We start from the raw sequence: 13,173 nt of genomic DNA on the forward strand, positions 1-13,173 counted from the left end.
GCGTGTTGGACCCCGAAACCGCGGCCCGGATTGCCGCCGGGGAGATAATCGAACGGCCCGCTTCGGTGGTGAAGGAATTGGTAGAGAATGCCGTCGACGCCGCAGCCCGCCGGATCGAGGTACACGTTACCTCCAGACCCGACTGGCAGGCTGTGGTCCGAGATGACGGCGACGGCATTCCTGCCGAGGAGGTAGAGCTGGCCTTCGCCCGCCACGCCACCAGCAAGCTTACCGGCGTCGAGGACCTACGGCGGATCTCCACCTTGGGCTTCAGGGGGGAGGCCCTGCCCAGCATTGCGGCGGTGGCCGAGGTGGAGATGCTCACCCGTCCGGCCGGCGCCGCCGGGGGAACCAGGGTGCGGGTGCGCGGGGGAAAGGTGCAGGAGCGGGTTCCCTGGCCGTGCGCTCCCGGCACCCGGGTGACGGTGAGCGACCTCTTCTTCAACCTCCCGGTCCGGCGCGGGGCACTGGCCGATCCCGGGCGGGAGGGCCTGAACGTGGCCGAGACCGTGGCCCGCCTGGCCCTGGCCCACCCCGACCGGGCCTTCAGCCTGGCCGCCGACGGGCGCCTGGTCTTCCGAGCGCCCGGCCGGGGCGATCTGCTGGGCGCCGTGGCGGCGGTGTGGGGAAGCGACCTGGCCCGGGAAATGATGCCGGTAGAAGGGGAGAGCGGCCGCCTGCAGGTTCGAGGGTACCTGGGGCGGCCCGGGGTGGGTCGGGCGGACCGGCGACGCCAGCTTCTGGTGGTGAACGGCCGGCCGGTGGTTTCGCAGGAGTTTTCCCGGCTCCTGGAGCGGTTGTACGCGGGGCAGGTGCCTCACGGGAAGCATCCGGTAGCGGTATTGCATCTGCTTCTTCCTCCGGAACAGGTGGACGCCAACGTGCATCCGGCCAAGCTCACTGTACGCCTCCTCTCCGAAGAAGAGATCTGGGAGGCGGTATACCGCTGCCTGCGGCCGGCGTTGGAAACGAGCTCGGGTCCGTCCAGGGCGGTTCTGACCCCGCCTGCCTCCGGAGTGCGGCGGGGAGAAAGCGGCACGGGGATGGTTCACGAGGTTGACCCGGGTAAGATGCAGGTGTATGACGCCGGTTTGCGGGCCGGCCCGTTTGAACCCGAGGTGCTCTTTCTGCCGCCGTTGGAGCCCATAGGTCAGCTCGCCGCCACCTACATACTGGCGCAGGCCGGCGGCGAGCTGTACATTATCGACCAGCATGCTGCGCACGAGCGTATTCGCTACACGGAATTGGGCCGCCGGGAACAAACCGGCGGGGCGACGCAGCTGCTGACCGCACCCCTTTCCCGGCAACTGGCCCCTCAGGAAACGGAGCTCTTCTGGCGTCACGCGGAGGTCTTCCGGCGCCTGGGTTACCTGGCGGAGCGGTTCGGGCCCGCCGGTATACTGTTTCGGGGTCTGCCGGCAGGTCTGCCCTCCGAGGACTCGTTGCGGGTGTTGGAAGAGGTACTGAGTTCCCTGGCGCAGGACCGCGGCGCGGAAGCGGAGCTGGCCGAGCGCACCCGAAAGGCACTTGCCTGCCGGGGGGCAATTAAGGCCAACCAGTACCTGGACCTGCGGGAAATGAGCATGCTCTTGGAGGAGTTGCGCCGGGTTCCCCAGCCGTACACCTGTCCCCACGGGCGGCCGGCGATATTGCGCTTTTCTCGTGAGGAGTTGGCCCGGGCCTTTGCCCGGCGCTAGGGAGGCACCGGCACGTGCGTTTGTGGGTAATCCTGGGGCCCACGGCGGTAGGCAAGTCCGAGGTAGCGGTAGAGGTGGCCGGACTAGTAGACGGTGAGGTGGTAGTGGCCGATTCCATGCAGGTGTACAAGGGGCTGGACATAGGTACGGCAAAACTCGGCGAGCGGCAGAAGGTGGCCGGCAACGGCCGCTATATACCGCACCACCTGGTGGACGTGACCACGCCCGACCGGCCTTTCAGCGTAGCCGAATACCAGCGCCTGGCCAGAAGAGCAATTACCGACATTCTGGCCCGGGGAAGAACCCCCATTCTGGCCGGCGGATCCGCTCTTTATTTGAGGGCCATGATCGATCCCGATTATACCTTTCCGCCCCTGGCCGCCGACCCCGCCCTGCGGCACAGGTTGCGGCGCCGTGCGGAAGAGCAAGGGAGCGCCGCCCTCCACCGGGAGTTGGCGAGTGTAGATCCGGAGAGTGCCGCGCGGCTTCACCCGAACGATCTCCGCCGGGTGATACGGGCACTGGAGATTTACCATCTGACCGGACGGCCGGCCTCGCGGTGGCGACCCGCAGCCGGGCACTCTCTCCCTTACGCCCCAAGCCTCATCGGTTTGATTCTCCCCCGCTCGCTGCTTTACGAGCGCATAGACCGGCGGACGAAAGAGATGCTGGGCCGCGGCTGGGTGGAAGAGGTGAAGGGTCTCCTTGAAGCGGGATACTCGCCTGCGCTTCCCGCGCTTCAGGGCCTGGGCTACCGGCACATTGTGGCCTACCTCCGGGGGGAGTGCACTCACGAGGAGATGGTACGCCTCATACAGCGGGACACACGGCGGTTTGCCAAGCGGCAGCTGACCTGGTTTCGCCGGGACCGGCGCATCCGCTGGTTTGATGTCAGCCGTTATCCAAACGCCCGTATTCTGGCCGCGGAAATAGTGGCCGAGATCGGCAGGACTACCGGGGCAGGCGTAGAATATATAACCGAGATGAGCGCTAAACCACCGCTGGAGGGAAAACCTGGTGAGTAAGGGTCAGATTAACCTTCAAGACTGGTATTTGAACCAATTGCGCAAGGAGAACGTGCCGGTCACCATCTACCTGGTTAACGGGTTCCAGCTCAAGGGCGTGATCCGGGCCTTTGACAACTTTACGGTAGTGGTGGATGTAGAAGGCCGCCAGCAAATGGTTTATAAGCACGCCATCTCTACGGTAATGCCTCAGCGTCCGCTCAATCTGGCCCAGGCTCTCGCCCAGCAGGAGGGTCTCTCGTAAGCCGGCTCCGGTTGCCGAGGAGGTATCGGCCCATGACCGTCCTTCCCTTCCTTCCCCGCAAGAGCGGCGCGGCCTGGGTATTGGTGCTGGTGCTTGCCCTGATGCTGGCGGCCGGATGTAGCCGCAAGGCCGAATCAGATCCCCTCCGAGTAGGTGTAATTCCGGTCGAGGATAACTTCCCCTTCTTTGTGGCCGAGCAGGAAGGGATGTTTGAGAAGCTCGGGCTAAGAGTGGAACTGGTGCCCTTCAACAGTGCCCGAGACCGGGATCTGGCCCTCCAGGCGGGCAAGATCGACGGCGAGACCGCCGACCCGGTGGCCGTGGCTCTGCTGCGCAAGTCGGGCACGGCGGCGAAGATCATATGCCTTACCATGGGCGCCCGGCCGGAAGAGGGACGTTTCGTGCTGCTGGCCGCCCCCAGCGGGCGGGTGAAGAATCCTCAGGACCTGCGCGGAGCCACGCTGGCGGTATCCGAAAACACGGTTATTGAGTACGTTGCCGATCAGTTGCTGGCCAATGCCGGCCTCAATCCCGCTCAGGTTAGCAAGACCCCGGTGCCGGACATGGCCCAGCGGCTGCAATTGCTTCTCGGCGGCCGGGTAGACGCCGCGGTGCTCCCGGATCCGCTGGCTACCCTGGCGCAGGAGCAGGGGGCGCCGGTACTCATGGATGATACCCGGCAGAAGGAAAACCTCTCCCAAGTGGTGCTGGTCTTCCGGGAGGAAGTCATCCGGAGCCGCCGGGACGACCTGGTCAAGCTGGTCCGGGCCTACCAGCAGGCGGCGGCAGAAGTGACGGCCCGACCGCAAGCGTTCCGGGAGCTCTTCGTGGAGCGCACCCGCCTTCCCGAAGCCCTCAGGGATACCTATCTTACGCCTCGCTACTCTGCCCCGGCGCTCCCGCAGCCGGAGGATCTGGACAGGGTTATACGCTGGATGGTCGCCAAGGGACTGCTGTCCGATCCTTATTCGTACCACGATCTGGTGGAGGAAGGGGTTCTAAAGGACCTGGAGCCATGACCGTGCCTTTTCTGGAGGTAGACGCGGTTAGCCTGGTTTATTCCCAGAACGGGCACCGGATCGGCGCCCTGGAAGAGGTCAGCCTGGAGGTCGGACGGGGTGAGAGTTGGGCGATAATCGGGCCGTCCGGGTGCGGCAAGACCTCACTACTGTACCTCATGGCCGGGTTGCGGCCGCCTACCCGGGGGGTGGTCCGGGTGGAAGGAAAGGTATTGACCGGACCCCGACCCCAAACCGCCCTGATCCTCCAGGACTACGGCCTCTTCCCCTGGAAGAATGTCTATCAGAATGCAGTTCTGGGGTTGGAGATCCGCGGGGTTAGCCACCAAGAGCAGCGCCGGCTGGCCATGCCCATCCTCCGGGAACTGGGGTTGGAAGAGTTTCTCTCCTGCTATCCCGGGCAACTGAGCGGAGGACAGCGGCAACGGGTGGCCATCGCCCGCGCCCTGGCCCTATCTCCAGATCTGTTGCTGATGGACGAACCCTTGTCCGCCCTGGACGCCCTGACGCGGGAGGGGCTGCAGGACCTGGTCCTCGAGATTTGGAGGCAGCAAGGCCTCACCATGGTACTGGTTACCCATAGCATAGAGGAAGCGGTTTACCTGGGCAGAAAAATTGTGGTTCTCACTCCCCGTCCGGGCAGGGTTCTGGAAATAGTCGATAATCATCTGGCCGGCCTGCCCTCTTTTCGACAGTCCCAGACGTTTTACCAGCAGTGCATCCGGCTACGTCGTCTTCTGGAGGTAGGGGAGAGTGGGTAACCGGTTACAGCTCGGGCTGGGTCTCCTCTGGGTGCTTCTGGCCTGGGAAGTACTGTCCCTTGCCCTTAATCACCCCGCCCTTCCCGGCCCGCTGGTGGCGCTGGCGGACCTGATTCGTCATGCCGGCCGCCTTTGGCCCCACTTCTGGTACAGCTTCTACCGGGTGGTGCTGAGCCTGTTGGTGGGCCTGGTCACCGCCGCTCCCCTGGGGTTGGCTGTGGGTCGCAAGGAAACCCTCGACCGCCTGCTCATGCCTGCGGCTTATCTCCTCTACCCGGTACCCAAGATAGCTTTTCTGCCCCTGGTTTTTCTCCTGTTGGGTATCGGTGATGGGGCGCGGATCTTCCTGGTCACCACCATTATTTTCTTTCAGATCCTCGTGGCCAGTCGGGACGCCGCCCGGGGTATTCCCCAACAATCTATTCTCTCCATGCTTTCCCTGGGGGCGAGGCCCGGACAGGTGTTTCGCCACATCATTCTTCCCGCCTGTCTTCCCGGCATTCTGAGTGCCCTGAGGGTAAGCCTGGGCACGGCCATTTCCGTACTCTTTTTTACCGAAACCGTAGCCGGGACTACGGGACTCGGTTACTATATTTTCGACTCCATGTACCGGGCCGACTACCCGCAGATGTTGGCCGGCATTGTGGCCATAGGCCTTTTGGGCCTGATGCTCTTTGCCTTCATAGATTGGCTGGAGCGGCGGCTGTGCGCCTGGCAGTACGTAGTGTAACCTGAGTTATAGCCTGCCGGCAGGGCAAACCGGGGATCACCAGGTGGTCTGGCTGGGTGGCATCGGGCCCGACCGAGCCGGGAGGCAGGAACCTGCCCAGAACAAACCAGGTTAGCCGGTTTAAGGAGGAAGAGATCATGCCGGACACGCTGGTACGCTTTAAGGCCGGGGAATTGGAGCTGGAGGGCCTGCTGGCATGCCCGCCTGAAGCCAGGGCCGGAGTGGTAATCTGTCATCCCCACCCCTTACACGGCGCGAACATGCGCAATTTCGTGGTGCGGGCGGTGGCCAAGTCTCTTCAAGCCCGGGGCTTTGCCACCTTTCGCTTCAATTTCCGGGGAGTGGGCAACAGCGAAGGCGAGTATGACGAGGGCCGGGGAGAGGTAAACGATGCCCTGGAGGCCCTGGCCTATCTCGGCGCCCGGCTTGCGCCCGGAACTCCCCTGGGATTGTGCGGATATTCTTTTGGCGGAATGGTAGCCTTCCGGGCTGCGGCGGCAGGCGCAAGAATAGCCGCCCTGGCCGGGATAGCTCCCTATCTGGTGATGGATCCCCCGGAGGTGTTGGCGGGCTACAGCGGGCCCAAATTCATCGTCGTCGGTACCGCCGACGACGTTGTCGATCCGCGCCGGCTCAAGACGTTGGTAGATTCCACCATGCGTGGGTCCAGGGAATTTCGGCTTCTTGACGGTGCCGACCACTTCTTTGTAGACCGCGAGGCCGAGGTAGGCGAGGTGGTGGCGGAGTTCTTTACCACCTGCCTGCCCGGGTGAGCCCTGCCTCCCGGGCCGCAGCCAGGGCGGCGGCATACTCCTCTCGGGTAAGCCGGCGGTCGAGAGGTGGGTACCGCCCGGCCTTATGGGCCGGGTAGTACTGGGCCATGATATTGACGAAGGTATGGCGGGAAAGCTCTCCGGCGATAAAGCGGAGGATCTGTTCGGTTCCGGCCAGGTTATCCGGCAGTACCAGGTGGCGGACCAGCAATCCCCTTACCGCCAGACCGTCCGGCCCTACCACCAGGTCGCCCACCTGCCGGTGCATCTCCTTGAGGGCCTCTCTGGCCCTCTCCGGGTAATCCGGTGCGCCGGAGTATCGGGCGGCAGGTTCCTCATTCCAGTACTTGAAGTCCGGCATGTAAATGTCTACTACCCCGTCGAGGAGGACCAGGGTTTCCACGGCCTCGTAACCGCCGCAGTTATAGACCAGGGGCAGGGAAAGCCCGCGCTCCAGCCCTATGGCCAGGGCGCCCAGAATCTGCGGCACGAAGTGGGTAGGGGTGACCAGATTGAGGTTGTGGCATCCCATATCCTGCAGGTCGAGCAGCACGCCGGCCAGTTCCTCCTCACTCACTACCCGACCGGCACCACCGTGGCTTATCTCCCAGTTCTGGCAGAAGACACAGCGCAGGTTGCAGTGGCCAAAGAACACCGTGCCCGAGCCGTGCCGCCCGACCAGAACCGCCTCTTCGCCGAAGTGGGGACCGTAGTCCGCCACCGCGGCCCGGGCCCCCGCCCGGCACTTACCCGTTTCCCCCGCGAGCCGGTTGACCCCGCAGGCATGGGGGCAGATATTGCAGGCGCGAAGCCGTTCGGTGGCCATTTCGGCCCTTCGCCTGAGCTCTGCCGGTCCGGTCTTGAGGTAGGCGGGAACCGCCACCCCTTTCACCTGCCTTCCTGGCCGATGCTCTTCCCGTATTCTGAGGCTAATTCGCCACCTGCCGGCGGCCTCCTGCCGGCTGGCGAAAATTGGTGCCGACACCCGAATCCTAGCCTTCGGCGGGCGGACATATACATGCCTGACGAGAGGTGCCAGAGAACTGACGGGTCCGTACCAGAGGTTCCGGAAACCGGGGATAACCTCAGGTACCGAGAGGAGGAAGAACGGTGACCCGGCTCAATCTCCTCTACGGCGGCCGGGCTCCTTCCGCTCAAGAGGGAGGCCGGAACCCGGCCGGCGGCGCCCCGGCCCTCGAGCCGGCCAACGGCCAGCGACGGGTTAGGCGCGAGCCGGAGGCCCTGGCCGAGTTGGACCGGCTGGTCGGTCTGGCCCGGGTAAAGGAATTGGTGCGCGAGATCTATGCCTACCTCGAGGTTGGCCGGTGGCGCAGCCGCGAGAACCTGACCACCGTTCCTACTGTACTGCACATGGTCTTCCGGGGTAACCCCGGCACCGGCAAGACTACGGTGGCCCGGCTGCTGGGGAGGCTTTTCCGGGACTTGGGTGTGCTCTCCCGGGGCCACCTGGTGGAGGTAGAGCGGGCGGACCTGGTGGGACAGTACGTGGGACATACGGCGCAGAAGACCCGAGAGCAGATAAAGAAGGCGCTGGGGGGCATCCTGTTTGTAGACGAGGCCTACTCTTTGGCCCGGGGCGGCGAGAAGGACTTCGGCCGGGAGGCCATCGATACGCTGGTCAGGGCTACGGAGCTGCACCGCAACGAGTTCGTCCTGATCCTTGCGGGCTATCACGCGGAAATGGAGCGCTTCCTCCGCACCAACCCGGGGCTTTGCTCACGCCTGCCCCTGGAACTCGTCTTTCCCGACTACAACGTCTCGGAGTTGCTGGAGATCGCCAGGTACATGCTCTCCGAACGCGACTACCGCCTGAGTCCCGCCGCCGAGGCCCTGCTCGAGCGCCACCTGCGCCAACTGGTGCTAACCGGCCAGGCAGCCCAGGGTAACGCCCGCCTGGTACGCAACCTGCTCGAAAAGGCGATGCGGCGGCAGGCGTTACGCCTGCTGAACCAGGGGCAGGCCACCCGAGAGGAACTGATGTCCCTGGAACCCGCTGATTTCGGTCCCCTGCTTTGCTCTCTCGCCCCTCCCCAGGAAGTTCAGGCGTAGCCGGAGGCAACGCCCTCCTGCCGGCATCAAGAGCACGCGAAAGCCCTGTTGGCCGGGCGTGCCGGAGGTAAGACATGCCTGGTCCGGCAGGAAGGCCGATAAGGAAGGGCGAATCTAGATGGGAAGAACTGGGAGGGATTGCCATGTTCTCTTACCGGGGGTGGCTTAAACAGCAATACCATTTTCACGAGTCTCTGGTAGACCTGGGGCTGGCGGTAGACGAGGAGGTTCGGGCGGTCTTTAAGGAGCTGGAGGCGGTGGCCAGGGTCAACCATGCCCGGGTTCTCCACGCCTTCCTGGAAGCAGGGGTGGCTGACTATCATTTTGGCGGCAGCACCGGCTACGGCTACGGCGACCTCGGCCGCAGCACCCTGGAGGAAGTATTTCGCCGGGTATTCGGGGCAGAAGCGGCGCTGGTTAGAACCTCGATCGCTTCCGGTACCCACGCCTTGGCGCTGTGCCTGTTTGGGGTGCTGAGACCGGGAGATGAGCTTCTGGTGCTGGGGGAGATTTACCCTACGTTGCGCGGTTTGGTGGGGTTGGACGGGGGAGGTCCCGGAAGCCTTTCCGAGTGGGGGATCGAGTGCCGGCAGGCCCCTCTGGACACGGATCCGGAAGCGGTTCTGCGGCCCAATACCCGGGCCGTATTCCTGCAGCGTTCCGCCGGTTACAGCCGGGGCTCTTCCCTGGGGATCCCGGTGCTTTCTCAGCTCATCAACCGTTTCAAGCGGGTGGCTCCGGAAGTCATCATAATCGTGGATAACTGCTACGGCGAATTCGTAGAAATGCTGGAGCCCTCACACGTGGAGGCCGATCTCGTAGCCGGCTCACTCATCAAGAATCCGGGAGGAGGGCTGGCTCCGGCCGGGGGCTACGTGGTGGGCCGGCAGGATCTGGTGGAGCGGGCGGCGGCGCGCCTTACCGCCCCGGGGCTGGAGGGACTGGTAGGCGCGGAGCCCCAGGGCTACCGGCTCCTCTACCAGGGTCTCTACCTGGCGCCGCTGATGGTAGCCGAGGCCCTCAAGACGGCGGTTTTTGCCGCCCGGCTGTTCGAGCGCCTGGGCTTTGAGGTCTTCCCGCCCCACAATGCTCCCCGCACGGACATCGTACAGGCGGTGGAATTGGGCAGCCCGCAAAGGCTCCTCGCCTTTTGCCGGGGTCTGCAAAAGGCGTCACCGGTGGATTCCCGGGCCCTGCCCGAACCCTCATACCTGCCCGGCTACAGGGGGGAAGTGCTGATGGCCGCCGGCACGTTCGTCCAGGGAGCTTCACTCGAGCTTTCCGCCGACGCCCCCTGGGAGCCGCCTTACACGGTGTACCTCCAAGGCGGTCTGTCCTACTGCTACGGCCAGATCGGGGTACTGGCCGCAGCGCAGGAACTCCTGGCCGCAGGTCTGCTGCCCAGGCCTTTACAGGAGGATATTGTCGCCCGGTAGCGAATTCCCTTGGGAAAAGGCGGACGAGGCACGGGAGGCGATACCCTCTGGGCACACAAGCCATAAGGATAGGATTGCTCGGTCTGGGCACGGTAGGAAGCGGCGTCGTCAAGCTCCTGCAGGAGAACGGGGAAGACATTGCCACCAAGGTGGGATGCCCGCTTCGCATTGAGCGCATTCTGGTGCGGGATAAGAATAAACCCCGCCCGGTGGCGGTGGACCCTGCACTGATCACGGACGATCCCGCCGACATCCTGGAAGATCCGGCTATCGAAATCGTGGCCGAACTTATCGGCGGCCTGGAGCCGGCCCGGGAATTCATCCTTCGCGCTCTGGAAGCCGGAAAGAACGTGGTAACGGCCAACAAGGACGTACTGGCCGTGCACGGACAACAGCTGTTGCAGGCGGCAGAAGCCCGGGGGCTCGATTTCTTTTTCGAGGCCAGCGTGGGCGGAGGTATACCTATAATCCATCCCCTGAAGGAATTATTGGCCGCCAACCGTATCCGCCAGGTGCTGGGGATCGTCAACGGCACTACCAACTTTATCCTGACCAAGATGACGGTGGAGGGCAAGGATTTTGCGGAGGCTCTCGGCGAGGCCCAGGCTATGGGGTACGCCGAGAGCGACCCTTCTGCCGACGTGGAAGGGGCAGATGCCGCCCGCAAGCTGGCCATACTGGCTTCCATAGCCTTCAACACCCGGGTGACCTATCCGGAGGTATACGCCGAGGGAATTGGCCGGATCTCCGCCCGGGACATCCTTTACGCCGGCGAGCTGGGCTACGTGATCAAACTCCTGGCCATCGGCCGGGAGGAGGAGCAAGAGGTAGAGGTTCGGGTGCATCCCGCCCTGGTGCCCAAGGATCATCCCCTGGCTACGGTTTCGGACGTGTTCAACGCCATCTTTATTCGCGGCGACGCCGTGGGAGAAGCCATGTTCTACGGCCGCGGCGCCGGGCAAATGCCCACGGCCAGCGCCGTAGTGGGGGACCTGATGCTGGTGGCCAGAAACCTGCTCCACGGGTCCACCGGCCGGATAACCTGCACCTGTTACCGGCAGCTTCCCGTCCGACCCATGGGCCGGGTGGAGTGCAAGTACTACCTGCGGTTCACGGTGAAAGACCGGCCGGGAGTTTTGGCCCGCATTGCCGGGGCCTTCGGGGAGGCCGGGGTCAGCCTGGCTTCGGTTATTCAGAAGCGGAGCTTTGAGGGCTGGGCGGAACTGGTGCTCATTACCCACCGGGTTCGGGAAGAGAACCTCCAGAGGGCCCTCGCCATCATCCGGGATCTGCCGGTGGTCAAGTCGGTGGACAACCTGATCCGCGTGGAGGAGGGAATCTAGTTTGAACTGGCCCGGGGTTTTGGCCGTTTACGGCGAATTCCTACCCCTTACCCCTAATACCCCTCACCTTACCCTTTACGAGGGAGGGACTCCGCTCTTGCCCGCTCCCAAGCTTTCCCGGGCGGTGGGAGCGCAGGTATACCTCAAGTACGAGGGTCTTAACCCCACCGGGTCGTTCAAGGACCGGGGCATGGTGGTGGCGGTGGCCAAGGCCCTGGAGGAAGGGGCACGGGCCATAATGTGCGCCTCCACCGGCAACACCTCGGCCTCGGCGGCGGCCTACGCCGCCCGTTCCGGCCTGGCCTGCAGCGTGCTGGTTCCCGACGGCAACATCGCCCTGGGCAAACTGGCCCAGGCCCTCATCTACGGGGCCAGGGTAATTGCGGTCCGGGGCAACTTCGACGCCGCCCTGCGCCTGGCGCGGACCATCACCGAGAAGTACCCCATAGTACTGGTCAACTCGGTTAATCCGTATCGCCTCGAGGGGCAGAAGACCGCCGCCTTTGAAATCTGCGATGTGCTCGGTCGGGCGCCGGAGTACCTGGCCATTCCTGTTGGCAACGCCGGCAATATCAGTGCTTACTGGATGGGTTTCAGGGAATACCAAGAACGCGGCCGCGTGGCCTCCCGCCCCCGGATGCTGGGCTTTCAGGCGGCCGGAGCCGCCCCCATTGTCCTGGGCCGGCCGGTAGAGAACCCGGAAACGGTGGCCACGGCCATTCGCATCGGGAACCCGGCAAGTTGGGACAAGGCGGTTCGCGCCTATCAGGAGTCCGGCGGCCTGATCGAAACCGTGACCGACGAGGAGATCCTGGCCGCCCAGAAGCGACTGGCCTCCGAGGAGGGGGTTTTTGCCGAGCCGGCCTCGGCGGCGTCCGTGGCCGGGGTGCTGAAGCTGGGGCAGAGGGGGTTCTTCCGACCGGAGGAGGCAGTGGTCTGCGTGCTTACCGGTCACGGGCTCAAGGACCCCCAGGTAGCCATAGCCCAGGCTGCCGAGCCCATACGGGTACCGGCGGAGGAAAAGGCGGTGGCCGAGGCGGTGCTTTCGTAAGCCCCGGGGTGGCCGGTGCAGAACGGAGGCTATAGTCTTGATTATCAGGGTAAGCGTCCCTGCCAGTACCGCTAATCTGGGACCGGGGTTTGATAGTGTCGGGATGGCGCTCTCGCTGTATAATTATCTAGAAGTAGAGGAGCGGGAGGAGCCGGGACTATATGTAGAGGTTGAGGGTGAGGGGAAGGGCATTCTTCCCTGTCACCGGGAAAACCTGGTGGCAAAGGTAATGCTGGATTTCTTTCAAGAGGTAGGGTACCACCCTTCCGGGCTCAGTTTGCGCCTGCAGAACAATATCCCCATCGGTAAAGGGCTGGGTTCCTCGGCGGCGGCGGTGGCCGCAGCCCTGGTCGCGGCCAACCGCATGGCGGGGAGCCCGCTGGGAAGACCGGAACTCTTGGAACTGGGGACCCGCTGGGAGGGACATCCCGATAACGTGGCCGCCGCCCTGTACGGCGGGGTAGTGGTAACGGTGTGCCATCAGGGCGGAGTAGTGTGCCGTCGCCTGGACCCGCCGCAGCGGCTTCAGGTGGTGGTAGCCGTTCCCGATTTCTCCTTGCCCACTTCCCGGTCCCGGCGGGTACTCCCGGAGGTGGTTCCGGTAAAGGACGCCATTTTCAATTTGGGCCGGATGGGTCTGCTGGTACTGGCCCTGCTCCGGGGAGATCTGGAGCTGCTGCCGGTGGCCACGGAGGACCGCCTGCACCAGCCCTACCGGGCCACGCTGATTCCCGGACTGGATGAGATATTCCGCGCCGCCCGCGAGGCGGGAGCCCTGGGCGTGGCCCTCAGCGGCTCGGGGCCGGCGGTGATCGCTCTGACCACCGCCGGTGCGGTGGGCGTGGGTGAGGCCATGCGCGACGCCTTCGGCGCCCATAACGTGGAGAGCCAGATTTGGATTCTGGCCCCCACTGGGGAAGGGGCGCAGGTGGCCGCGCCGGAAGACGGAAACCCTCAGTCCGGAAACCTTTCTTCCTGCGAACCGGATTGTGCGCGGGCGGGCGCCGATCAATAAACCGGGTTG

Annotated in this window: 13 protein-coding genes; 12 read left to right on the forward strand and 1 reads right to left on the reverse strand. The window is 64.4% G+C overall.

The window, feature by feature from the left end; translation table 11 throughout:
* Nucleotides 1-2: 2 nt before the first annotated feature.
* From mutL to NUV99_01495, 7 genes are all read left to right on the forward strand, one after another.
* A complete protein-coding gene (gene mutL, locus NUV99_01465) occupies nucleotides 3-1,697 on the forward strand; it encodes a DNA mismatch repair endonuclease MutL (GenBank protein MCR4418807.1) in 1,695 nt (564 codons plus the stop codon).
* Between the two features lie 14 nt (nucleotides 1,698-1,711).
* Nucleotides 1,712-2,722, forward strand: a complete 1,011-nt coding sequence (miaA, locus tag NUV99_01470) for a tRNA (adenosine(37)-N6)-dimethylallyltransferase MiaA (GenBank protein ID MCR4418808.1) — start codon at nucleotides 1,712-1,714, stop codon at nucleotides 2,720-2,722.
* A complete protein-coding gene (hfq, locus tag NUV99_01475) occupies nucleotides 2,715-2,966 on the forward strand; it encodes an RNA chaperone Hfq (protein MCR4418809.1) in 252 nt (83 codons plus the stop codon). The genes miaA and hfq overlap by 8 nt, the downstream gene beginning before the upstream one ends.
* A gap of 32 nt (nucleotides 2,967-2,998) precedes the next feature.
* Nucleotides 2,999-3,985, forward strand: coding sequence for a MetQ/NlpA family ABC transporter substrate-binding protein (locus tag NUV99_01480; protein ID MCR4418810.1), 987 nt, complete (start codon nucleotides 2,999-3,001; stop codon nucleotides 3,983-3,985).
* On the forward strand, nucleotides 3,982-4,746 hold the full coding sequence (locus NUV99_01485; GenBank protein MCR4418811.1) for an ABC transporter ATP-binding protein: 765 nt from the start codon (nucleotides 3,982-3,984) through the stop codon (nucleotides 4,744-4,746). The genes NUV99_01480 and NUV99_01485 overlap by 4 nt, the downstream gene beginning before the upstream one ends.
* Nucleotides 4,739-5,476 carry an ABC transporter permease gene (locus NUV99_01490; GenBank protein MCR4418812.1) on the forward strand — a complete coding sequence of 246 codons (738 nt, stop codon included), beginning with the start codon at nucleotides 4,739-4,741 and terminating at the stop codon, nucleotides 5,474-5,476. The genes NUV99_01485 and NUV99_01490 overlap by 8 nt, the downstream gene beginning before the upstream one ends.
* Nucleotides 5,477-5,613: 137 nt before the next feature.
* A complete protein-coding gene (locus tag NUV99_01495; protein MCR4418813.1) occupies nucleotides 5,614-6,249 on the forward strand; it encodes an alpha/beta fold hydrolase in 636 nt (211 codons plus the stop codon).
* Here the strand turns inward: NUV99_01495 and NUV99_01500 are convergent.
* The gene (locus NUV99_01500) at nucleotides 6,227-7,075 is read right to left on the reverse strand and encodes a radical SAM protein (GenBank protein ID MCR4418814.1); all 849 of its coding nucleotides are present in this window, start codon (nucleotides 7,073-7,075) and stop codon (nucleotides 6,227-6,229) included. The two genes, NUV99_01495 and NUV99_01500, sit on opposite strands and share 23 nt — an antisense overlap.
* Nucleotides 7,076-7,359: 284 nt before the next feature.
* On the opposite strand from NUV99_01500, the gene NUV99_01505 reads away from it, so the two are divergent.
* The 5 genes from NUV99_01505 (at nucleotide 7,360) to thrB (ending at nucleotide 13,164) form a co-directional block, all read left to right on the forward strand.
* Complete coding sequence (locus NUV99_01505) at nucleotides 7,360-8,319, forward strand: AAA family ATPase (GenBank protein MCR4418815.1); 960 nt, start codon at nucleotides 7,360-7,362, stop codon at nucleotides 8,317-8,319.
* Between the two features lie 74 nt (nucleotides 8,320-8,393).
* Nucleotides 8,394-9,755 (forward strand): methionine gamma-lyase family protein, encoded by a 1,362-nt coding sequence (locus NUV99_01510; protein ID MCR4418816.1) that lies wholly within the window; start codon nucleotides 8,394-8,396, stop codon nucleotides 9,753-9,755.
* A 47-nt stretch (nucleotides 9,756-9,802) separates the two neighbouring features.
* A complete protein-coding gene (locus NUV99_01515; GenBank protein ID MCR4418817.1) occupies nucleotides 9,803-11,098 on the forward strand; it encodes a homoserine dehydrogenase in 1,296 nt (431 codons plus the stop codon).
* Between the two features lies 1 nt (nucleotide 11,099).
* On the forward strand, nucleotides 11,100-12,149 hold the full coding sequence (thrC, locus tag NUV99_01520; protein ID MCR4418818.1) for a threonine synthase: 1,050 nt from the start codon (nucleotides 11,100-11,102) through the stop codon (nucleotides 12,147-12,149).
* Nucleotides 12,150-12,186: 37 nt separating this feature from the next.
* The gene (gene thrB / locus NUV99_01525) at nucleotides 12,187-13,164 is read left to right on the forward strand and encodes a homoserine kinase (GenBank protein MCR4418819.1); all 978 of its coding nucleotides are present in this window, start codon (nucleotides 12,187-12,189) and stop codon (nucleotides 13,162-13,164) included.
* The last annotated feature ends 9 nt before the right edge of the window (nucleotides 13,165-13,173 follow it).

The organism is Clostridia bacterium (assembly GCA_024653205.1).
Classification (GTDB): Bacteria; Bacillota; DSM-521; order Neomoorellales; family SLTJ01; genus JANLFO01.